25 protein-coding genes are annotated in these 22,719 nt (G+C 44.8%); 19 read left to right on the top strand and 6 right to left on the bottom strand.

The window, feature by feature from the left end:
* Nucleotides 1-14: 14 nt before the first annotated feature.
* The 9 genes from A0256_12400 to A0256_12360 all read left to right on the top strand — a co-directional run bounded on the left by A0256_12400 (nucleotide 15) and on the right by A0256_12360 (nucleotide 8,033).
* A complete protein-coding gene (locus A0256_12400; protein ID AMR34530.1) occupies nucleotides 15-1,325 on the top strand; it encodes a histidinol dehydrogenase in 1,311 nt (436 codons plus the stop codon).
* 75 nt (nucleotides 1,326-1,400) lie between these two features.
* Nucleotides 1,401-2,450, top strand: a complete 1,050-nt coding sequence (locus tag A0256_12395) for a histidinol-phosphate transaminase (protein AMR32164.1) — start codon at nucleotides 1,401-1,403, stop codon at nucleotides 2,448-2,450.
* Nucleotides 2,451-2,455: 5 nt separating this feature from the next.
* Complete coding sequence (locus tag A0256_12390; protein ID AMR34529.1) at nucleotides 2,456-3,589, top strand: bifunctional imidazole glycerol-phosphate dehydratase/histidinol phosphatase; 1,134 nt, start codon at nucleotides 2,456-2,458, stop codon at nucleotides 3,587-3,589.
* A gap of 176 nt (nucleotides 3,590-3,765) precedes the next feature.
* Nucleotides 3,766-4,347 carry an imidazole glycerol phosphate synthase subunit HisH gene (locus A0256_12385; protein ID AMR32163.1) on the top strand — a complete coding sequence of 194 codons (582 nt, stop codon included), beginning with the start codon at nucleotides 3,766-3,768 and terminating at the stop codon, nucleotides 4,345-4,347.
* An 8-nt stretch (nucleotides 4,348-4,355) separates the two neighbouring features.
* Nucleotides 4,356-5,105: a 1-(5-phosphoribosyl)-5-((5-phosphoribosylamino)methylideneamino)imidazole-4-carboxamide isomerase gene (locus A0256_12380; GenBank protein AMR32162.1), complete on the top strand. Its 750-nt coding sequence runs from the start codon at nucleotides 4,356-4,358 to the stop codon at nucleotides 5,103-5,105.
* A gap of 136 nt (nucleotides 5,106-5,241) precedes the next feature.
* Nucleotides 5,242-5,997, top strand: coding sequence for an imidazole glycerol phosphate synthase cyclase subunit (locus A0256_12375; GenBank protein ID AMR32161.1), 756 nt, complete (start codon nucleotides 5,242-5,244; stop codon nucleotides 5,995-5,997).
* A gap of 121 nt (nucleotides 5,998-6,118) precedes the next feature.
* Nucleotides 6,119-6,706 carry a bifunctional phosphoribosyl-AMP cyclohydrolase/phosphoribosyl-ATP diphosphatase gene (locus A0256_12370; GenBank protein AMR34528.1) on the top strand — a complete coding sequence of 196 codons (588 nt, stop codon included), beginning with the start codon at nucleotides 6,119-6,121 and terminating at the stop codon, nucleotides 6,704-6,706.
* 75 nt (nucleotides 6,707-6,781) lie between these two features.
* Entirely contained in the window at nucleotides 6,782-7,699 is a 918-nt protein-coding gene (locus tag A0256_12365; protein ID AMR32160.1) for a hypothetical protein, read from the top strand.
* Nucleotides 7,700-7,787: 88 nt separating this feature from the next.
* Nucleotides 7,788-8,033, top strand: coding sequence for a hypothetical protein (locus tag A0256_12360; GenBank protein ID AMR32159.1), 246 nt, complete (start codon nucleotides 7,788-7,790; stop codon nucleotides 8,031-8,033).
* A gap of 1 nt (nucleotide 8,034) precedes the next feature.
* Here the strand turns inward: A0256_12360 and A0256_12355 are convergent, their stop codons facing one another.
* Both A0256_12355 and A0256_12350 read right to left on the bottom strand, forming a co-directional pair.
* Nucleotides 8,035-8,802: a hypothetical protein gene (locus A0256_12355; GenBank protein ID AMR32158.1), complete on the bottom strand. Its 768-nt coding sequence runs from the start codon at nucleotides 8,800-8,802 to the stop codon at nucleotides 8,035-8,037.
* Between the two features lie 113 nt (nucleotides 8,803-8,915).
* Entirely contained in the window at nucleotides 8,916-9,266 is a 351-nt protein-coding gene (locus A0256_12350; protein AMR32157.1) for a ferredoxin, read from the bottom strand.
* A 103-nt stretch (nucleotides 9,267-9,369) separates the two neighbouring features.
* On the opposite strand from A0256_12350, the gene A0256_12345 reads away from it, so the two are divergent.
* The 9 genes from A0256_12345 (at nucleotide 9,370) to A0256_12305 (ending at nucleotide 17,803) form a co-directional block, all read left to right on the top strand.
* A complete protein-coding gene (locus tag A0256_12345) occupies nucleotides 9,370-10,395 on the top strand; it encodes an acyl-CoA reductase (protein ID AMR32156.1) in 1,026 nt (341 codons plus the stop codon).
* 107 nt (nucleotides 10,396-10,502) lie between these two features.
* Nucleotides 10,503-10,706: a fructose-6-phosphate aldolase gene (locus A0256_12340; protein AMR32155.1), complete on the top strand. Its 204-nt coding sequence runs from the start codon at nucleotides 10,503-10,505 to the stop codon at nucleotides 10,704-10,706.
* 3 nt (nucleotides 10,707-10,709) lie between these two features.
* Complete coding sequence (locus tag A0256_12335; GenBank protein ID AMR32154.1) at nucleotides 10,710-11,393, top strand: phosphonate ABC transporter ATP-binding protein; 684 nt, start codon at nucleotides 10,710-10,712, stop codon at nucleotides 11,391-11,393.
* 254 nt (nucleotides 11,394-11,647) lie between these two features.
* Nucleotides 11,648-12,223, top strand: coding sequence for a nucleotide exchange factor GrpE (locus tag A0256_12330; GenBank protein AMR34527.1), 576 nt, complete (start codon nucleotides 11,648-11,650; stop codon nucleotides 12,221-12,223).
* A gap of 145 nt (nucleotides 12,224-12,368) precedes the next feature.
* Nucleotides 12,369-13,532, top strand: coding sequence for a molecular chaperone DnaJ (locus A0256_12325; protein AMR32153.1), 1,164 nt, complete (start codon nucleotides 12,369-12,371; stop codon nucleotides 13,530-13,532).
* Nucleotides 13,533-13,974: 442 nt separating this feature from the next.
* Nucleotides 13,975-14,544, top strand: coding sequence for a hypothetical protein (locus tag A0256_12320; protein AMR32152.1), 570 nt, complete (start codon nucleotides 13,975-13,977; stop codon nucleotides 14,542-14,544).
* A 48-nt stretch (nucleotides 14,545-14,592) separates the two neighbouring features.
* Nucleotides 14,593-15,498 (top strand): ABC transporter ATP-binding protein, encoded by a 906-nt coding sequence (locus tag A0256_12315; GenBank protein AMR32151.1) that lies wholly within the window; start codon nucleotides 14,593-14,595, stop codon nucleotides 15,496-15,498.
* 105 nt (nucleotides 15,499-15,603) lie between these two features.
* Entirely contained in the window at nucleotides 15,604-16,746 is a 1,143-nt protein-coding gene (locus A0256_12310) for an ABC transporter permease (GenBank protein ID AMR34526.1), read from the top strand.
* Between the two features lie 103 nt (nucleotides 16,747-16,849).
* Nucleotides 16,850-17,803, top strand: coding sequence for a hypothetical protein (locus tag A0256_12305; GenBank protein ID AMR32150.1), 954 nt, complete (start codon nucleotides 16,850-16,852; stop codon nucleotides 17,801-17,803).
* On the opposite strand, the gene A0256_12300 is transcribed toward A0256_12305, so the two are convergent.
* The 4 genes from A0256_12300 to A0256_12285 are packed head-to-tail and all read right to left on the bottom strand — an operon-like array spanning nucleotide 17,800 to nucleotide 20,454.
* The gene (locus A0256_12300) at nucleotides 17,800-18,063 is read right to left on the bottom strand and encodes a hypothetical protein (GenBank protein ID AMR32149.1); all 264 of its coding nucleotides are present in this window, start codon (nucleotides 18,061-18,063) and stop codon (nucleotides 17,800-17,802) included. The two genes, A0256_12305 and A0256_12300, sit on opposite strands and share 4 nt — an antisense overlap.
* Nucleotides 18,064-18,066: 3 nt before the next feature.
* Complete coding sequence (locus A0256_12295) at nucleotides 18,067-18,327, bottom strand: hypothetical protein (GenBank protein ID AMR32148.1); 261 nt, start codon at nucleotides 18,325-18,327, stop codon at nucleotides 18,067-18,069.
* Between the two features lie 5 nt (nucleotides 18,328-18,332).
* Nucleotides 18,333-19,736, bottom strand: a complete 1,404-nt coding sequence (locus A0256_12290) for a radical SAM protein (GenBank protein AMR32147.1) — start codon at nucleotides 19,734-19,736, stop codon at nucleotides 18,333-18,335.
* Complete coding sequence (locus tag A0256_12285; protein ID AMR34525.1) at nucleotides 19,729-20,454, bottom strand: hypothetical protein; 726 nt, start codon at nucleotides 20,452-20,454, stop codon at nucleotides 19,729-19,731. Before A0256_12285 ends, A0256_12290 begins: the two co-directional genes overlap by 8 nt.
* Nucleotides 20,455-20,551: 97 nt before the next feature.
* Between A0256_12285 and A0256_12280 the strand changes: the two genes are divergently transcribed.
* Nucleotides 20,552-22,567, top strand: a complete 2,016-nt coding sequence (locus A0256_12280) for a peptidase M1 (GenBank protein ID AMR32146.1) — start codon at nucleotides 20,552-20,554, stop codon at nucleotides 22,565-22,567.
* Nucleotides 22,568-22,719: the final 152 nt, after the last annotated feature.

Below are 22,719 nucleotides of genomic sequence, written 5' to 3'. Positions count from 1 at the left end.
GGGCGGGGGGGGCTCTGGGCGGGGGGAGCGCTACGTTTCGTTATTCAGATTTAACTGCTGCGGATATTTCCCGACTTGTTCAACGCAATGTTGACCCGGCAAATGAGATCCGCGCGTTGGTAGAAGAGGTAATTGAGAACGTGAAACTACACGGCGACCGTGCCCTGCTGGATTATGCGCATAAATTCGACAAGGTTGAGCTAACTAAGCTTTACCTGGATAAAGCCGAGCTGGAAGATATTGCTGCTGCCGTTGCACCAGATCAGCAAGAAGCTTTGCAAATGGCTTATGCCAATATCTACAAGTTCCACAAAGGGCAGCTTAAAACCGAGGACAAGGTGGAAACCATGCCCGGAGTTACCTGTTGGCGGGAGTTAAGGGCCATTGAAAAAGTGGGGCTTTATATTCCCGGCGGTACTGCTGTTTTGCCTTCTACCTTCCTGATGCTGGGCATTCCGGCAAGGATAGCAGGATGCAGCGAAATTGTGGTGTGCACTCCCCCGCAAAAAAATGGCAAAGTTAACGCCTTCATCGCTTACGTAGCTTTAATGCTGGGTATTGATAAGGTTTACCTGGCAGGTGGTTCACAGGCAGTTGCCGCTATGGCTTATGGTACGGACACGATAACCAAAGTGGATAAGATCTTCGGACCAGGCAACCAGTTTGTTACCAAGGCCAAAACCATAATTCAATCTACCACCACCACTGCCATTGATATGCCCGCGGGCCCGTCTGAAGTGTTGGTGATTGCAGATGAAACAGCCAAACCTGCCTATGTGGCTGCCGACCTGCTGGCACAGGCCGAACACGGAATCGATAGCCAGTCGATCCTGGTTTGCACCTCGCAAAGTATCGCAGAGCAAACTAGTGCAGAAGTAGAAAAACAATTGGCTGTTTTGCCCCGTGCCGAAATTGCGAGGCAGGCGATAGCTAATTCGTACATCATCATTGTTGATACACTTGATCAGGCGATGGATTTCAGCAACGAATATGCCCCCGAGCATTTGATCCTGGCTACAGAAAGCTGGCCGGCTATAACGCCTAAGATAATTAATGCCGGTTCTGTATTTCTTGGCAACTTAACCCCGGAGAGTGTAGGCGACTATGCCTCGGGCACCAATCACACCCTTCCAACCAGCAGTTATTCAAGGGCTTATTCAGGCGTATCAGTAGATTCATTTGTCAAGAAGATCACCTTCCAGTTTTTGACGGACGAGGGGATTAAAAATATAGGTCCGGCCGTAGAGACTTTGGCGGATATGGAAGGCCTGCATGCGCACAGGAATGCGGTGAGTATAAGGGCAACAAAACCCACGGCGCTCTGAAGGGGGAGTAGCATATAACAAAGCGTTATTGTGGGATACCTCGCAGTAACGGGTGTAAAAAAGAATAATATTACCATGTTTGATATAAATAACATACTACGCCAAAACATTAAAAACCTCACTCCCTACTCTTCCGCACGGGATGAGTTCCAGGGAGAGGCCAGCGCGTTTTTGGATGCGAACGAAAATGCCTTCGGTTCGCCTTTAGCAAAACAATATAACCGCTACCCCGATCCGATGCAGTACGCCGTAAAAATGCGGCTAAGTGAGATCAAAGGCGTACCGGCCCGCAATATCTTTGTGGGTAACGGCAGCGATGAGGCTATAGATATCCTGTTCCGCAGTTTCTGCAACCCGGGTGTGGATAACGTCATCATCGTACCCCCTACTTACGGCATGTACCAGGTATCTGCCAATATTAATGATGTGGAAACTAAAAAGGTATTGCTTACCGATGAGTATCAGCTTAACCTGGAAGGCATTGCCGAAGCGATAGACCAGCATACCAAACTTATTTTCATCTGCTCACCCAATAACCCTACCGGCAACTCCATCAACCGCGAGGATATTGAAACCCTGCTGGCTAATTTCAGCGGAATTGTGGTGGTAGATGAGGCGTATATTAATTTTAGTCGCCAGAAAAGCTTTATACAGGAGCTAACGGAGTATGCTAACCTGGTGGTGATGCAAACGCTATCGAAAGCGTGGGGCCTGGCAGGCCTGCGTGTAGGAATGGCTTATGCCAGCGAAGAAATCATTGAGGTGATGAACCGCGTAAAACCGCCATACAATGTAAACGAATCCTCTCAGCAACTGGCGCTGGAAGCGTTGCAAAACGTGCAACAAGTAAACGACTGGATTAAAGAAACCCTGATACAGCGCGATAAATTGGTACTGATACTTAAAGATCTTGATTTTGTACTAGATATTTATCCATCAGACGCCAATTTTGTACTGGTTAAAACCACTGATGCTACGGGAATTTACAAATACCTGGTAGATAAAGGCATCATTGTGCGTAACCGTACCAATGTAGAATTATGTGAAGGTTGCCTGCGCATCACCATTGGTACACCCGAAGAAAATAAAACACTGATAGCGGCATTAGAGCAAGTTAAACTATGAGCAAACTGCAAAAAATACTTTTTATAGACCGCGACGGCACACTGATCAACGAGACGCCGGATGAGCAGATCGATTCGTTTGAGAAGCTCACCTTTTACCCCGGCGCTTTGCAGTACCTGCCAAAGATTGCTGCCGAACTGGATTACGAGCTGGTGATGGTGACCAACCAGGATGGATTGGGCACTTCGGTTTACCCGGAAGATACTTTTCACCCGGTGCATAACTTCATTATCAAAACCTTTGAGAACGAGGGCGTGCATTTTACCTACCAGGCTATCGACCGTACTTTCCCGGCAGCTAATGCTCCTACCCGCAAGCCGGCTACGGGTTTGTTAACGCAATATTTAGACACGGAAAAGTACGATCTGAAAAACTCATTCACCATTGGCGACCGGAAGAACGATGTGCTGCTGGCCAAAAACCTGGGTGCCAAAGGGATTTTTATCAATAATAAATCCGGCCTGGGTGATCACGAATTTACTACAGAGACAGATCTTGCCGGGATCATAGCCCTGCAAACCACCAGCTGGCAGGAGATCTATGAGTTTTTAAAGTTAGGCGAGCGCACCATTGTGCACCGCCGCGCTACCAAAGAAACCGACGTATACATTAAGCTTAATCTTGACGGAACCGGCGAAGCCAAAGTATCTACCGGGGTGCATTTCTTTGACCACATGCTGGATCAGATTGCCCGCCACGGTGGTATCGACCTGGAGATAATTACTCAGGGCGATTTGCACATTGATGAGCATCATACTATTGAAGATACCGGCATTGCCTTAGGCGAGGTATTTGCTGCCGCATTGGGTAATAAAATGGGCATAGAACGTTACGGTTTTTGCCTGCCGATGGATGACTGCCTGGCGCAGGCAGCTATTGATTTCGGCGGCCGCAACTGGATTGTTTGGGAGGCGGATTTCAAACGCGAAAAAATTGGTGAGATGCCAACAGAGATGTTTTACCATTTCTTTAAATCATTTAGCGATGCTGCCAAATGCAACCTCAATATAAAAGCAGAGGGGCAAAACGAACATCACAAAATAGAAGCTATATTTAAAGCTTTTGCCAAAGCCATTAAAATGGCGGTGAAAAGGGATGTAAATAAAATGGTTTTACCAAGTACGAAGGGTCTGTTATAGAGCCCCCCAGCCCCCTGAAGGGGGAGCATAATTAGCCCCCCAGTCCCCTAAAGGGGGAGTAAAATATAAGAAATGGATAACACAAGTAATAAAGATTTTGTCAAAGCCCCCCCCTTGAGGGGGTTGGGGTAACTAAAGCTCCCCCTTCAGGGGGCGGGGGGGGCTCGGGGCTAGGTATAATTAGATACGGCGCCGGAAACATATTTTCGCTGACTGCTACACTGGAGCGGCTGGGCATTCCCTATGGTATGATCAATACCGAGGCTGATTTTGAAAAATACGATCGGTATATTATTCCTGGTGTAGGCCATGCAGGCGCTGCTATGCAAAAGCTGGAAAGCACCGGGCTGGTGCCTGCCATAAAGGCACTAAATAAACCTACCCTGGGTATTTGTGTTGGGATGCAATTGCTTACAGCTTACAGCGAAGAAGGCGATAGTAGCCTGTTGAACCTTTTCCCAGTAAAAACGCTGAAATTCCCGGCTACTGATGGTTTTAAAGTACCCCATACCGGATGGAACCAGGTATTTGCCGAAAAGGAAAATCCACTTTTTGAAAATATTCCGGCGGGATCACACTTTTACTTTGTACATTCATACTTTATTGAGTACAACCCATTATATACTTTATCATCAACAGCTTACATAACTCAATTTTCGGCATCAATTTGGCGGGACAATTTCTACGGGGTACAATTTCACCCTGAAAAATCCGGCACACATGGCGAAACGCTATTAAGAAACTTCTCAAACATTTAATCAGCACAATGTACATTATCCCCGCAATTGACATTTTAGACAAAAAGGTAGTGCGTTTACGTGAAGGTGATTACCAGCAGGTAACCCAATACGATGTCACCCTGGAAGAAATGATAGAGCGGTACCAAAGCAACGGTACCAACTTTATCCATATTATTGACCTTAATGGCGCTAAAAATGATTTTAGCAACCAGCAGTATCTTTTTGATGTGATCCGCAAGACGGATATGCAGGTACAGTACGGCGGCGGGATCCGCAGTATAGATAAAGTGAAAGAACTGATTGACTCCGGTGTACATCGCGTGATAGTTGGTACCCAGGCCATCACCAATCCTAGCTTTTTAGATGAATTAAGTAAAGCCATTTGCGGCCGGGATAAATGCAGCGATCAGGTAGTAATTGCTATCGACGTTTTAGACGAAGTGATCAAATACTCCGGATGGATGGAAAGTTCACCGATTAAATTAATGGACTATGTGGATAAGTGCCTGTCATTAGGCTTTTTCCGTTTCTTGTGCACCGATATCGATAAAGACGGTAAACTGGGTGGCGCCGGGGTTGATCTTTATGAAAAACTGTTGGATCATTCTCCTTTTATCAAACTGATAGCGTCTGGCGGGGTAAGCTCTATGGCTGATATAGAACAATTAAGCAAGATCAAAGTTGAATCCTGCGTTGTGGGCAAAGCCATTTACGAAAACCGCATCAGCATTGAGGATGTTAAAAACTGGAATTTGGAAAGTTTGATGTCGATTTAATCCCAAAAGCGCGAAGCGCTTTGTTCAGCCCTTCATTGCGAGGAACAGGCGCGATCTTTAGATTTTGTTTAACTGCATTGCTAATCGGGAGATTGCTGAGTTTCTCGCAATGACGCTCTAATATGTTTAAAAACCCATGCTCACTAAAAGAATAATACCTTGTTTAGACGTTAAAGACGGCCGCACCGTGAAAGGCGTTAACTTTGTAGACCTGCGCGATGCGGGCGACCCGGTAGAACTGGCCTGGAACTATTCGCAGCAGGGTGCCGATGAACTGGTATTTTTGGATATTACCGCTACTGTAGAAAAACGCAAAACACTGGTGGAACTGGTTAAGTCAGTCGCCAGGCAAATTAATATCCCTTTTACTATAGGCGGCGGAATAATGGAAATAGCCGATGCAGATGCCCTGTTAAGTGCCGGTGCAGATAAGATCTCCATTAACTCTGCCGCGGTACGTAATCCGGGGCTGATAGATGAACTGGCCAAAGCATTCGGCGTACAGTTTGTTATCGTAGCTGTAGATACAAGGGTTATGAACGGCCAAAACATTGTACACCTGAACGGCGGCAGACTACCAACCGATAAACAAACGTTAAATTGGATCCTGGAGGCAGAAAGCCGCGGCGCAGGCGAGATCCTGCTTACCTCCATGGATCATGATGGCACAAAAGCCGGCTTTGATAACGGTTTACTAAAACAGGTGAACAATGCTGTAAATATCCCTGTAATTGCTTCAGGTGGCGCAGGTTCGCTGCAGCATTTTGTGGATGTGTTTCAGCAAACCAATGTTGATGCGGCTTTAGCTGCTTCCGTATTTCACTACGGAGAGATCCTGATCCCCGATTTAAAGGAAGTGTTGAAAAGGAATGATATTGAGGTGAGGTTATAAGCTATTTACACGTTCTGCCAAACTTGCTTCGGCAACTTACCTGCATTTTTAGTACTTGCAGGCCAACTGTCCGCATAAATGCCGAAACAAATTCGGCATTGCGGATGTAACTGATAAAACAATGAATATCGATTTTAATAAAACAGACGGGCTTGTACCGGTAATTATACAGGACGAACACACTCTTGAGGTTTTGATGCTGGGTTATATGAACCAGGAGGCATATGATAAAACGGTTGCCGAAAACATTGTGACCTTTTTCTCCCGCTCCAAAAACCGTTTGTGGACCAAGGGCGAAACCAGCAAGAATTACCTGCATGTAAAAGCTATGCACATAGATTGCGATAACGACACCCTACTGATAAAGGTAACCGCCGATGGCCCTACCTGCCACACCGGATCGCGTAGCTGCTTCCAAACGGAGTATAACCAGAACTTTATTATGCAACTGGAAGGCATTATTGCCGACAGGTACGCTAATCCGCAGGAAGGCTCCTACGTAAACAAACTTCGCAATAAAGGTTTGAACAAGATAGCCCAGAAAGTTGGAGAAGAAGGTGTAGAGACGGTTATAGCCGCCTTGGCAGAAACGGAAACAGACCTGATCAACGAAGCGTCCGACCTGGTATTTCACCTGTTGGTACTGCTTCGCGAAAAAAACCTGAACCTCGAACGCATTGCAAAAAATTTAGAGGAACGACACAAATAAGCGGCAGTTCTGCGTTGCAGTGGCAGGTGAGCACACTACAAAAGGGAACTGCAACTGCTACCGCAACTGCAACTTATGATTACTGTACAAAAAACAGCAGATTTAACCGGCCATAGCAACCCTATCTTCACATTGGAGCTATCGCAAAAGCCGGGTATCTTATTCACCGGCGGCAACGATAAAGGCCTGGTGGAATGGAACCTGGCCGACGATACTTTTATCAAAGTGATGTTCCCGGTACCCACAACTATTTATGCAATCCACTGCCCGGAAGGCTACCCGATTATGCTGGCCGGTTTGCGCAGCGGCGAGGTACTGGTTTTTAATTTTATCGAGCAAAAGATCACCCATCGGTTAAGGCATCATGTTAAAGCAGTATTCGACATTAAATCCATCTCCAAAAAAGACGAATTGCTAATAGCTTCAGAAGACGGAACCGTATCTGTTTGGAGTTTGAATACGATGGAATTGCTGCATATTATTAAGGTATCCCATGATACCATCCGGTGTATTGCTGTGAATCCGGACCAAAGCCGTGTTGCTTTTGGATGCCGCGATAATCGTGTGGTGATTTACGATACCGAAGATTACAGCGCGATAAAAGCCCTTGTTGGCCATACCATGGCGGTGTTCTCGTTGCAATACTCCCCCAATGGTGAGTACCTGGTATCCGGCGCGCGCGATGCCCAGGTAAAAATTTGGGACCACAAAACGTATACGCTTATCCAAAACATTCCTGCACATTTGTTTGCAGTGAATCATATCGCCTTTCATCCTACCCGGGCCTATTTTGCTACCGCCAGCATGGATAAAAGCATTAAAATTTGGGACGCAGCAAATTTTAAGTTGCGCAAGATTATCAGCCGGGAAAAGGGATACCCCTGCCATGCGCTATCCATCAATAAACTAGCCTGGAATGGCGATGATCTGCTATCGGTAAGCGATGACAAAAACATCATGCGCTGGACTGTGGCTTTTACGCCATTCATTTAGCAGCTTTCTATTCAATCTATTCAATATCGAGTTACCGGTAACATTCATCTGCATTCTTCGTAAATTGTAAAAGTGTTACGATAAGAAGATGAAGGGAATACTACAATTTAAATATTTCGGGAAGTTGTATATTTTTCTGCTGCTGTTATTGCTGAGCCCGTCAAATACAGTCAAAGCCCGAAAAATCAATACGCCGCATGGCATAGCCGGCTACAGAAGTAAAGCCGGGCCCCAAACCCCACTCACTGCCTGGCTATCTACCCTGATCATTTGCGGGCTATTGTTTGCAAACGTTGCAATGATCCAGGTAAATAAAGATTCCGACAGCTACTAAACTAAGACTTGGAGTACCTCCTGATGCTATGTAGTTTATGCGTATAACGCTTAAGTTGCTCAGAATAAATCCCTTCATTATCCAAACTGTCAATCTTTACTTTGCCTGATGCATGAATTATTTGCCCTTTGTTTAAAATAATGCCAACGTGAGTTATTTTACCCTCGGCGTTTTTAAAGAAGGCAAGGTCTCCCAATTTCGTCTCCGCAAGTGTTTCTACTGATATTCCTTGTTCGGCCTGCATGGATGCATCTCGCTTTAGATTTATCCCGCATAAGCGGAAAACAACCTGGGTAAAGCCCGAGCAGTCGATACCAAAATGGGTTCTGCCGCCCCATAGATAAGGCGCGTTTACATAAGAACGGGCAATATTAGCTAAATTATCAGTTTCGCCTATCTCACCAATTACCTCAAACTTTTCGTTACCAATTTGGCAAGTGGTGCCAGACATGAAAGCCAACGAACTGCCTGCCGACAGGTATATAATAGAGTTATCGGCAATTTTCCAGGCTTGAGTAACCGGCCTGAGCGTTAATTGAGCCGGTTTATGCTGCAAGCTTTGGTACGCCATGTGGCCCAGCATTACAAACTGAAGCCGGTCTATCCAACCGGTGTAAACGTCCAAACTGGTTACTATTTTAGCCCATTTGTTATTCCACTCTATAATCTCAAAGGCCTCACCAAACAGTAACTGCGTTACCATTTCACTTCGGTCGCTGGGTTCGCTGCGCATAGGCACAACAGCAAGATTACAGATGCCGTATTCCATAAATTATTTAGAAGGGGTTAAAGATAAAACAGTTTGATAAATGGTTTCAAGATAACAAAAAAAGGGGAAGCTTGTTCTGCCACCCCTTCCATAATTTTAACTTTTAGTAAATATTAGCTCATGTGCAGCCAGTCCTTTTTTGCATGAAGTTCATCTTCAGTTTCGCGCACATCCTCATCGTCTACGCAGCAATCAACCGGGCAAACCGCAGCGCATTGTGGCTCATCATGAAAACCAACACATTCGGTACACTTATCGGGCACAATGTAATAGATATCATCAGATAAAGCAGCCTGTGCTTCTTCGGCATTTAAAGTATTGCCATCGCCAAAATCAATTACTCCTTTTAAAGCAGTACCGTCGGAAAAGCGCCAGGAAGCGCCAGCGTCATAAATAGCATTATTTGGGCACTCTGGTTCGCAGGCCCCGCAGTTTATGCATTCATCGGTGATTATAATCGCCATATTTTTAAAATAATCTTATATTCTCAATTAACTTTGCCCGTGTTTTACAGACACGCAAATATAACAAAAAAACACTTTAAGGGTTTCGCACCTTAACATATATATGTCAAAATTAGATATTAGTACAACCATAAATGCATTTGCTGAACTAGGAAAACGCCTTTCGGCACCCGATGAGGCTTTCATGGATGTTATTGAAACCGAGCGCCAGTACAACGCGTGGTTTACACCGGAGAGTGTGTTAGCAGCGGTAAAAGCCAATGGTAAAATGCTTAACCGGCAGGATCTTAGCACCTGGCTTGCCAATTATACCATTACCGGAAGCGACGATAAAAAAGTGGGCCTGGTATTGGCGGGCAACCTTCCGTTGGTAGGCTTTCATGATGTTTTATGCGTTTTAGTTACCGGTAATCATGCGCTGATCAAAGCATCCTCACAGGACGCACGGCTGATAAAATATGTATTAAAATTATTGGTAGAGATTGACGGTGCCTATGCAGGCAAATTCAGCTTTGTAGACCGCCTCGCAGATTTTGATGCGATCATCGCAACAGGCAGCAACAATACTTCACGTTATTTTGAATATTACTTTGGTAAAGTGCCCAATATCATTCGCAAGAATCGTAATAGCATAGCTTTACTAACCGGCGATGAAAGCGCCGAAGAACTCCACGCCCTTGGGAACGATATATTTGATTATTATGGCTTGGGTTGCCGCAACGTAGCTAAGGTTTTTGTTCCGGAGGGGTATATTTTCAATAAGTTTTTTGAATCGATAGAGGATTTTAGCCCCATCATCAACCATCACAAATACAACAACAATTACGATTACAATAAATCTATTTACCTGGTAAACCGTGACGAGCATTTAGATAACGGCTTTTTGCTGCTAAAGCAGGACGAACGCCTTACTTCTCCCCTGGCCGTATTGTTTTACGAAACCTATACAGACCTGCCCTCGGTACAAAAACAGCTGGAAGAAACCAGTGATAACCTGCAATGTATAGTTACCACTGCCCCGCTGCAAACCAAAAACCAGGTAGTACCTTTTGGCCAAAGCCAGTATCCGCAATTGTGGGATTACGCGGATGGTATTGATACGATGAAATTCCTTGTTAAGTTGAACTGAAAGCGAAAAGCAGAAAGCTGAAAGCTTATAAGGGCAATGTCGGGTAAAAAAGATAAATTTGCCAAAGAAAGCTTTAAGCTTTGGTCTTTCAGCTTCACGCTAACAAAATGTACATTATAAAAGTAAAGGGCGTTGCCAAAATACCGGATTATGTGCAGCTGCGCGACGATAAGTTTACCTTGCTGGCTTATTTCAGGGTAGACAGGCCCGAGAAATCACTGGATAAGATTGGCCTTGGCGATAAGCACGATTACATTATGGGCATAGTTAAGGATTTGCCTTTTGGTAAAATATTAAAATTAGAGGTATAAAAAATGATAGGCAACTCTATTATAAAATTAAATAACATCGATATTTTCCAGCAGAAACATCTGGTACTATCAAACGTTAATTTACATATAGACAAGGGCGACTTTGTTTGGCTCATTGGCCAAACAGGATCCGGAAAGAGCAGTTTGCTAAAAGTTATTTATGGCGATCTTAATCTTGCCAGCGGGACAGGCCACGCCTGCGGGTACGAACTAAGTAAACTTGCTACCAAGGATATCCCGTTTCTTCGGCGCAAGCTGGGGATCGTATTTCAGGATTTCCAGTTATTAACCGACAGATCTGTAGAGCAAAACTTGCTTTTTGTTTTAAAAGCTACCGGCTGGACAGACAAAAAACTCATATCAGATCGCATTTTGGATGTTTTGGAGAAAGTGGGACTTCGGTCTAAGCTTAAAAAAATGCCGCATGAACTATCAGGCGGCGAGCAGCAGCGGGTAGTTATTGCACGTGCGCTATTAAATAACCCGGAGATCATCCTGGCAGATGAGCCCACAGGTAACCTCGACCCGGACACATCTGAAGAGATTGTGCTCCTGCTGAAACAGATCAGCCAGATGGGCACTGCTGTGGTCATTGCTACGCACGATTATCATATCATCCGTACTTTCCCTTCGCGCATCATTAAGTGCGAAAATGGCAAGGTGCTGGAGGATGTACAGATAGGTTAAAGTTGCATTAGCAGAAAGAAGTTGCTTTGCCAGTGAATAGTTGCATGAAGTTGCTCCAAACTGTTGCCACTGCTGCCGCTGTCGTTGCTATTCTAAATTTTCGCTGCTACTCTAAGCAGCTACTGCCATTGCTACGCAAAACTGCCACTTACTATCTGTCATTATTTACAACCCAAATTACTAACCCTGTCAGCTTGTCGGTTTTACGCTGATGGCAGGATACTTGATTAGCACTATTCATGAATTTTAACGACATGTTGAAGAAAAAAAAGAAGGAAAATTCAGAAACACCTGAAAATACAGTGGAAATGGCAAACGATAGCGGACAAACTGACGAGCAGGAAATAGATCCTCAAACAGAAACCACCGAGGAGGCACCTTCGGCCGAAGATAAATTTAAAGAAGAATTAGCACAGGCGAACGATAAGTACCTGCGTTTATATGCAGAGTTTGATAACTTCCGCAGGCGTACCATTAAAGAACGGGAGGATGCCCGCAAAACAGAAGGTAAAGACCTGATGATTGCATTGCTACCTGTACTGGATGATTTTGAACGTGCTTTACGGGCAATGGAAACTGCTACCGATGTAGTGCCGGTTAAAGAAGGCGTTGCACTCATCCAGCATAAATTAAAGAACATACTTACGCAAAAAGGCTTAAAGGAAATGCATTCGATAGGTACTCCGTTTGATGCTGATATCCACGAAGCCATTACTAATATCCCTGCCCCTACAGATGACATGAAGGGCAAAGTGATAGACGAGATGGAAAAAGGCTACGAGCTGAACGAAAAGGTAATTCGCTTTGCCAAAGTTATTGTAGGCGCGTAAAGCAATTTTGAATAATTGAAGGAATAATTGGTGATTACCAATTCGGTTTTTTCAGTTAATTCATCAACTTTCTACTTAATATATCATATGTGCGTATCGGATTAAATCACTAATTCGCTAATTCACTAAATCAATAATTAAATAAATGGCTAAGAGAGATTATTACGATGTGCTTGGGGTAACCAAGGGGGCAGATGCAGATGAGATAAAAAAGGCATATCGTAAAATGGCTATTAAATATCACCCGGATAAGAACGAGGGCGATAAGGCAGCCGAAGAAAAATTCAAGGAAGCTGCAGAAGCTTACGAAGTACTCAGCAACAGCGAGAAACGCCAGCGTTATGATCAGTTTGGCCATGCAGCTAACGCATCATCACCAAACGGTGGCGGCGGATATGGCGGCAACATGAATATGGACGACATATTTAGCCAGTTTGGTGATATATTCGGCGGCGGCGGTGGCGGCTTCGAAGGATTCTTCGGTGGCAGGCAGGGTGGCGGCGGCGGCCGTCGTGTTGCGCGTGGCAGTAACCTGCGCATAAAAGTGCGTTTAACGCTTGAAGAGATTGCAAACGGTGCCGAAAAGAAAATAAAAGTAAACAAACAAATAGTTTGTAAAACCTGCGATGGCACGGGCGCTAAGGACAAATCATCGTTCTCAACCTGTAAAACCTGCGGTGGCCAGGGTTCTGTACGCCGGGTAACTAATACCATACTGGGCCAGATGCAAACTACAAGCACCTGCCCTACCTGTAATGGCGAAGGTTCAACGATCACTTCAAAATGTACCGTTTGCCATGGCGACGGTGTGGTACGCGGTGAAGAAACCATTACTATTAATGTACCTGCAGGCGTTAGCGAAGGCATGCAACTGAGCATGAGCGGAAAAGGTAACGCGGCCCCGCGTGGTGGCATGCCGGGGGATCTCATTATCCTCATTGAAGAAATCCCCCACGAAACATTGAAACGTGACGGCAACAACGTGATCTACGATCTGCATGTAAACTTTGTTGATGCAGCCATAGGCACCAGTGTTGAAGTACCGACTATAGATGGTAAAGCAAAAATTAAGATAGAGCCGGGCACACAGGGCGGCAAGATCCTGCGCCTGAAAGGCAAAGGCGTACCGGAAGTGAATTCTTACCACCGCGGCGATCAGCTGATCCACGTAAACATCTGGACACCAAAAGCATTGAGTCGTGAAGAGCGCGAAATGCTTGAAAAACTACAAGGCTCACCCAACTTTAAACCCAACCCGGGCAAAAACGAGAAAAGCTTCTTCGAACGCATGAAGGAGTATTTTGAGTAGTTTTTTGAAGTCCGAAAGTCGGTAAGACGGTAAGTCCGAAAGATATATTTGGAAAGCCCGGGATCAGTTTGATTCCGGGCTTTTTTTTTTAACGCATCGCTATAATGTGTTTTGGAAATCGTTAACAAATTTTAAGTGATGTATTTTGCTCAATATCTGATATAGCGCATAAACCTCCTCTAAGATGGGCGCTTTGCTAAATTCGGTTTCGAGTTTCAAGTTCATTTTTAAAGATAGAAATTAGAATCTCAGCAAGCACTCATTGATTTATTTCATCTGGATGGCTACTTGCTTTTCTAATTCGTTAGCCATAAAGTTAATTCAGATACACTATATTAGATTTTGAAATCTAAACTAAAATAAGTCACCCTACCAATCCTTAATGAAAATCAGCGTTAGAACACTTACTTATGCAACATGGCTTACGTATTTTTATATAGTGATGCTGGTTTACCTGTTTATTGTCAAACACGTTTTTGAGAACCGATTCCCGGTGGGTAGCTTTTTGGTTTACACTATGTTACTCCAATTTGTTCATTTCTTCTTATTCTTCTACCTAACTATCATACTTATCCGGTACCAGCAGCACCAGGCAGTGATCCGGGCATTTAAATTTTATACCGCCACCGCTATATTGATACTTATTGGCTACCTGGTTTCCATAAGGCATTGGAGCTATTTCGTTAGTGCAGGCGCTGGGCTGATCGCGCTTTATTCGGTTATTAATTTGATCGTTCAGGTGCGTAAGATCGGCCACCCTTTATTATTGAGATATTATAGAATACTGGTCATCATGATCATCACTACAATGATCGTTAAAGGTTTTATAACAGTTGGATTGCCCTACCTCTACACCTTCTCGCTGCCTAACGGTCTTTACAGTTTCGCAGCTGTATATTCAGATCTTTTTTCGCTGTTGACACCAATTGCGATGTTATTGATCTTTCATAATATTGCCAAACTGATCCGCAATCCCGCAATTGTTGCTCAAACCGAAGAAGAATATCTGTAACAAATAATTACAGCCTTACTCTAATCAGGCATATAACTATATCACAGCATGCTAAGCATCCGTAACATTGTTAAAGAATACGCCGGTCACCGCGCGTTAAACGATGTGAGTTTGGAAGTTGAAAGCGGCAAGATCTTTGGCCTGCTTGGGCCAAACGGCGCCGGTAAAACTTCCCTCATCCGTATCATTAATCAAATAACTGCGCCGGATAGCGGCGAAGTATATTTCAACGGCGAAAAGCTCAACCAATCGCACATCGAGCGCATTGGCTATCTGCCCGAAGAACGCGGCCTCTATAAAAAAATGGAGATTGGCGAACAGATGATCTACCTGGCCCGACTGAAAGGTTTGAGCCGTGCAGATGCGACCGTAAAGCTTAAATTTTGGTTTGATAAGCTAGGCATGGAAACCTGGTGGAAAAAGAAAATAGAAGAGCTATCTAAAGGGATGCAGCAAAAGGCCCAGTTTGTAGCTACCGTGCTACACGAGCCGGACCTGATCATCCTCGATGAACCCTTCAGCGGTTTCGACCCGGTAAATGCCGAACTGATCAAAGATGAGATCCTGGAGCTAAATAGAAAAGGCGCTACCATCCTGTTCTCTACCCACCGCATGGAGTCTGTTGAGGAGCTTTGCGATTCGATAGCACTGATCCATAAATCGCATAAAATTTTAGATGGCCGGGTGAAAACCATTCGCCGCTCTTACCGCAACGACACTTATTTGGTTGAATATACCGGCGGCCATATCGATTTTGATGGCTCGCAGCCTTTTGACATCATCAATGATATAGCCGGGGATGATGACAGTTATACCATCAAAATCAAACTGACTAATTCGTCGGCCAATGATGTATTGCAGTACCTGCTGCCAAAAACCCGCATCAATATGCTGCAGGAAGTGATTCCGAGCATGAACGAGATCTTCATTGAAAAAGTAAACCAAAAAGGTTAAGCCATGAATAAAGTATTACTTATTATACAGCGCGAGTACATTACCAGGGTACGTAAAAAGGCTTTTATTGTGATGATGTTGGCCGTGCCGCTATTGATAGCCGGCATGACCAAACTCATTGCCTATGTTGCTCAGGACACCGATCAATTGAATAAACAACAAACCATCCAGGTAATAGACAACAGCCATTCATTTGCCGGAAAATTTAAAGACGTAAAAAACATTCATTTTAAACCAATTAGTCAGCCCTTAGCACAAGCCAAAAAGAGTTTGAACGAGAGCGAGGAACTTTCTATTCTCCTTATCCCGAAAGATTACACAGAAAATCCGGTTCAGTTCCTTTCCAAAAAGAAACCCTCATTAGTACTGACAGGAGAGATAGAAAGCCAAATGAACGAGATTGCCTCAAACAATACTATGCTGGCTAACCACATTGACACTGCTGTATTAAATAAAGCTAAAAAGAACAGGGTAACTGTAAGCGCATTAGAAGTTACCGATTCGGGTACTAAGGATGCGGATGTAGGCACCAGTATGGCTGTAGGTGTAGCATGTGCGGTACTCATTTACCTGTCGCTGTTTATCTATGGTGCTCAAGTAATGCGCGGCGTCATTGAGGAAAAAACAAGCCGCATTATCGAAGTGATTATTTCTTCGGTAAAGCCATTTCAACTAATGCTGGGTAAAATCATTGGTGTTGGTTTGGTGGGCTTAACGCAATTTACCGCCTGGATCGTACTATCCATCCTTGCTACTAAAATTGGAGGTAATAATGCAGGAGGTGGTCTGGGGCAGTTTCTATTAACATTGCAAAACCTACCATTCGGTTATATCTTATTTTGCTTTATATTTTACTTCATAACTGGTTACCTTTTGTATAGTGCACTATTTGCGGCAGTAGGCTCTGCCGTGGATAGCGAAACAGAGACACAACAATTTATGTTTCCCATTACCCTCCCGTTGTTATTTACCTACCTGCTTTCTGTTACCGTTTTATTCCGAGCGCCCGACAGCCCACTGGCTATTTGGTTATCCATGATACCATTTACTGCCCCTATCGCAATGATGATTCGCGTGCCTTTTGGCGGCGTTCCCGACTGGCAACTTGCATTGTCTATGCTATCCATGATTTGCGGATTTATATTCACCACCTACGTGGCATCGCGCATTTATCGGGTAGGCATTTTGATGTACGGTAAAAAAGCCAGCTTTAAAGAGTTAGCCAAATGGTTTTTTTATAAAGAGTAATATCTGGCCTGGAAAACTATACTATTTCAACCACCTTAACTATCATAATTAAACATCCCGCGTAGAAGGAAACTTTTACCGGGATTTTTTACTTTTGGGGCAGATGCCCAAGAACGAAAATACAACCGCCGGTAAAAAACGCATAGCCGTTATAGACCTCGGCACCAATACTTTTCACCTGCTGATTGCCGAAGGCACGCCGGAAGATTTTCATGTACTTTGCCGCAGAACCGAGCCTGTGAAAATTGGCGAGGGCGGTATCAATAAGGGTATCATCCAGCCGGCGGCATTTGAGCGCGGCCTGGAATGTATGACCGAATATCAGCGATTGATAGCAGAACACCGGGCGACTGATGTAAGCGCCATAGCAACATCGGCCCTGCGCAGTGCAGCGAACAGTAACGAATTTATCGAAGCCGTGGAAGACAGAACCGGCATCCGGATTGAGATCATCAACGGCGATAAGGAAGCTGCATTTATTTATAAAGGAATTGATGCTGCCGGTTGTTTAACGGATGAGCATGCGCTTATCATGGATATAGGCGGTGGCAGCGTAGAATTTATTATTGGCAATGCCGACGAGATCCACTGGAAACAAAGCTTTGAAATTGGGGCTGCCCGATTAATGGCGATGTTCCATAAGACCGACCCGATACCGCTAACCGCCATTAAAGAGCTTACCGCCTATTTGAACACACAACTGATCGAACTGTTCAAAGCCGCAATAAAGTACCGCCCTACCCTGCTGATTGGCTCATCGGGCGCATTTGAAAGCTTTGCAGAGGTGATAGCATTAGAGAATGGCAAAAAGTTCGACCTGCTCCAAACAAAAGTGTACGAATTTGATACCGACGACCTGCTTGATCTGATAGAGCGGCTGGTAAAATCCAACCATCATAAACGCGCCACCATTAAAGGGATTATCCCCGTACGGGTAGATATGATTGTGGTAGCCAGTTTGATCACCATTTACATTATGCAAAAACTGGGCTTAACAGAAGTAACGCTTTGTACGTATTCTTTAAAAGAAGGAGTGCTGGCGGAGTTACTGGTTTAGAGCGTATAAGCCATCATACAAGTGGAAAACCCAATTATTAAAACGAGACCGGCACTCAGTAAAAATTCTCGACGATAAATGAATATAGCTAATACTAAACAGGCAGTTATATGAAATGCTATGGCAACTGCATCAGCCAATATGTTCAATTCAGCAGGAGCGATAAACCTAAAGTAAATAGTATACATTAACAGGATCAAAATATTCAATCCCACAATAACCATTTTTGGGTTGGCATTGGTTTTTTTAGCCTCTTCCATCGTTCAGCTTGACATTACACCAACCACGCAAGTTGAGAACCCGATCACCAGGATCAGTAGACCGCTCAAAGCCCAGATCCCTTTTCTTAGCGCAATAGCCAGCACAAAACACAATATAATATGGATTATAAATACAGGCAACGCCGAAAATATGCTGCCAGCCGTTAAAGCGCCGATGATGCAGTAAAGTGCGAAAATACCCACATTGAGGCCGACCACTTTAAAATTACTGCTATCTCCTTTTTTTTCTGGTATTGGTTCCATAGCTATCAAAAAGTTGCTGCAATTTCGGTTCGTAATTGTTCCAGGTATTCGCGCTTGTCGTCCCGGTAAAAAATGTTCATGGTTTCAAACGGGATAATCTGCATATCCTTGTTTACAATATGCACGCATGATTTCTTGATGGCCCGTACATCAAAATTCTGTGCATCAATAAAGTTCATGATAATTACCCTGAACAGGTTATCATAACCCAATTGTGGAGCGTCGATCTCCGGCAGGCAGCACATGATAGATTTTAAATGTTCTTTAGCCTTTTCTACCGAGTTACCGGTGCTGAACATATTCAGCAGGTGCCCTTTCAGCTGCTCGTCCTGCTCGTAAACGATGGTGTTTTTAGAGTTGTCAAGCAAATCGTCGGGGTTGATCATCCGCGTAAGCGGAAACACTTGTCCGCCTAACTTAAGCGCATAACCCATTACCAAAGCATCTGGGTTACAGGGAACGGGGATCAAATCATTTGCATTAAATATCTTGGTTTGTTCCAGTATCGCAGTGCGTACTTCGGTCATGGTATAGCGGTCGGTAGCCGGATTAAAGTTCTCCAAGCGGCCCGCCTGTTGTGTAGGCTGAAAAGTTACTCCACGGATACACGGTTGTTTCAGCGCATATTCGATGATCTCGCCTATTTCGTCGGTGTTCAATCCTTTTTGAAGGGTAACCACCAGCGTGGTAGAGAGGTTATATTTGTTGAGATTTTCTATAGCTTTTTTACGCACTTCACGCAGATCTTCACCCCTCATCTGGATCAGCGCTTCCGCTTTAAAAGAATCAAACTGCAGGTACACTTCAAAATCGGGCTGATAAGAGGCCAGGCGTTTTACAAAGTTTTCGTCTTTTGCTATGCGGATACCATTGGTATTCAGCATAAGGTGCTTGATAGGTTTTGTTTTGGCAATATCCAGGATCTCAAAAAATTGTGGGTGCACGGTTGGTTCGCCCCCGCTGATCTGGATCACATCCGGCTGGCCTTCGTTCTCAACCACTACATCTAGCATTTGCTCAATTTCCTGCAGGGTACGGTGCCTGCCATAATGTGGGGAAGACATAGCGTAGCAGGTTGGGCAGGCCAGGTTGCACCTGTCGGTTACTTCTATAACCGTAAGGCAGGAATGCTGCTCATGGTCGCGGCAAAGTCCACAATCGTACGGGCAGCCATAGTGTGTTTCGGCATTAAACTTCAGCGGCATTTCGCTTCGCTTGGCATAGTTGCGGCAGTTTTTGTAGTATGCTATGTCGGTTGCTATCAGCACTTTTTCAAACCCATGCTGGCGGCAGTTTTTAAGCATATAAACTTTGTCATCCTCAAAAACTATTTTGGCATCCACCCGTCGCAAACAGGTAGAACAAATGCTTAGGGTAAAATCGTAATAAATGTACGGGCGATCAGGCATGGTTGGCGAGTAGTTTATTTGGATAAGCAAATACTTTATAATAATACAAAATCCCGGTAAGAGATACTAATTGGATCACCGATAAACCGAAGCTAAAAAAGTAATCGGGTTTAATAAACTCTATAAGCAGCCTGAACAACAGGTAGCTGGCCATAAATACTTTAAACCTTGCCCCGTTGGCAAACCGGTGCTTTCGCTCAACAGCCAGCAGTGTGATCCAAAGTGCGACCCAAAATAAAATTTCATATAAATTGGTGGGATGCCTGCGGATACCATCTCCAAAGTTGATGGCCCAGGGCAGGTTACTGCCGATGCCGTAAGTACCATCTTCCAGTCCCGCCAGAAAACACCCGGTACGACCGATGATCATAGCCAGGATAAGCGGATACACCATCAAATCACCGGATGAAACCTTTACGCCAATTTGCTTTTTTGTGAGCTCTACCCCTATCAATCCACCTAACATACCACCAACAATTGTTTTGTTACCCATAAAGTAGATGAGATCAAAATGCGACAGCATGACTGGGTTTTCGAAAATACCAACAAGGTGTGAGCCAATGAAAGCGCCAAATGCGGCGCCAATGAAAATGGTCAGCCGTTGGCTCGAGGAGATCTGGTCGTGCGTGTTTTTACGCAGCCAGGCATAATACCGGTAGCCGATAAAATAAGCCAATGTTTCGCAAATGAAATGCACTGGTATAGCTGATGAGCCTATTGGGATATTTAAGGGGAAGTGCAAGCGCTTACTTGTTTAGGATCCTGATAAAGATAGCGATTTATCCAAATATTAAACTAAAAACAGATTTGTTAGGATGCCTTTGTATATTGGTCAGCATTTAAGCCCCCCTATGAAAAAAGTATTCATCTGTATCCCGCTGTTAATTGCATCCGCATGTATCGCCCAAGCGCAAAAGAAAAACAGTAACGATACCATCAGCACTAACTATCAGCCCCCGGCTATATTTTCCACCACGCCATTTACCGAAAAAGGTAATGAGTCCCACTCGGCAAATGGTGAACCGGGCCCCAAATACTGGCAAAACCGGGCGGATTACCAGCTGGAGGTAAAACTGGATACGGTGAGTAAAACTATCACCGGCTCGGCCAACATCAGCTATACCAATAACAGCCCCGACGCACTGCAATACCTGTGGCTGCATTTGGACCAGAATACGTATAAAAAAGATGCCCGATCTAACTATGTTACAGGTATAACCGCACCGGATCATACCACCGGGTATAATGTAGAATCGGTTGAAATGCTGCAGAACGGAAAGAATACCAGGCTGAATTATGTTATTACCGATACCCGAATGCAGGTGCGCCTGCCCGCAGCCGTTAGCGCTAAAGGCGGTAAGATCAATTTCGTTGTAAAATATCATTACACGGTGCCCGGCAATTTTGGTGGCCGTACCGATTATACGGATACCAAAAACGGTAAGATCTACGAAATAGCCCAGTTTTACCCGCGCATGTGCGTTTATGATGATATGCGCGGTTGGGATACCGCCCCGTTTTTAGGCAGCGGCGAGTTCTATCTGGAATATGGCGATATCGATTATAAAGTAACCGTTCCTGCAGATATGATTGTGGCAGGCTCGGGCGAACTGCTGAATCCGGCTGAGGTTTTAACTCCCACCCAAATAAGCCGTTTGGCCGCCGCAAAAGCAAGTGATAAAACGGTGATGATCCGCAGCGCCGCTGAAGTAACCAGCGCATCATCTAGACCGGCCGGTAAAAGCACCCTGACCTGGCATTTTAAAATGTTCAACACCCGTGATGTGGCCTTTGGCGCTTCCAAAGCGTTTATATGGGATGCAGCAAGGGTGAACCTGCCGGGTGGTAAACAATCGCTGGCGATGTCTGTTTACCCAGTAGAAAGCGCAGGTATTGAGGCTTGGGGCCGCGCCACTGAATATTTGAAAGTGTCTATTGAGTATTTCTCAGAAAAATGGTTTGTATACCCTTACCCTGTTGCGGTAAATGAGGCCGGTATTGCCGGCGGGATGGAGTACCCGGGTATTGTTTTCGACGGCATAACGGATAAGGGTAAAGAATTATACTGGGTAACTGCGCACGAAATTGGCCATAATTGGTTCCCCATGATCGTTGGCAGCGATGAACGCCGCTTCGCCTGGATGGATGAGGGCTTCAACACTTTTATAGATATCTATGCATCTGATGCCTTTAATAAGGGAGAATATGCACCAAAACGCGATGGTGAATATGCTGAACACGGTGGCAACCCTGCTGATGAGATCGTTCCCTATATCCTGGACCAGGAATCGCCAAGCATTATGACCCAGCCCGACGCCATCCCAGAAAAGTATCGACACCCGCTCACCTACTTTAAGCCTGCCTTCGGATTGGTCTTACTGCGCGAACAGATCCTGGGGAAAGACCGGTTTGATTATGCCTTTAAAAACTATATCCACAAATGGGCCTACAAACACCCGCAGCCCGATGACTTTTTCCGGTCGATGGAAAACGGTGCAGGGGAAGACCTGGGCTGGTTTTGGAAAAGCTGGTTTTACAATAATTATAAATTGGATATAGCACTCATCGACGCTGAATATACAGACAAAGACCACGCAAAAGGTATCAAAGTAACCGTTGCCAATAAAGAATTAATGGCAATGCCCTTTACCGTGGCGGTGAAGTTTAAGGATGGCAGCACCCAGCGCAACTACCTGCCGGTAGAAACCTGGCTGCAGCAGAAGGTAGCAACCTTTATCCTGTCATCACCAAAAGAAGTTGAAAGTGTTACTGTGGACCCGGATAATGCCCTGCCTGATATCAACAGGAAAAATAACGTAAAAAAGCTGTAGCGCTTAGAACAGGATTGAAAAATTTGGCGGGGGCTTTAGGTAGTAACGCAATACTTTGCGATTTGCGTTTGATACGCAGCAGCTTTCAGCAACGGATCAGCATCTATGATTGCCTATGGGAGGCGCGAAGTATCGCGTCTCTACAATTCTGA

The sequence above is a fragment of the Mucilaginibacter sp. PAMC 26640 genome (assembly GCA_001596135.1).
In the GTDB taxonomy this organism is placed as follows: domain Bacteria; phylum Bacteroidota; class Bacteroidia; order Sphingobacteriales; family Sphingobacteriaceae; genus Mucilaginibacter.
The sequence above is the reverse complement of the archived record's forward strand: the minus strand, read 5'-3'. Positions and strand labels throughout refer to the sequence as shown.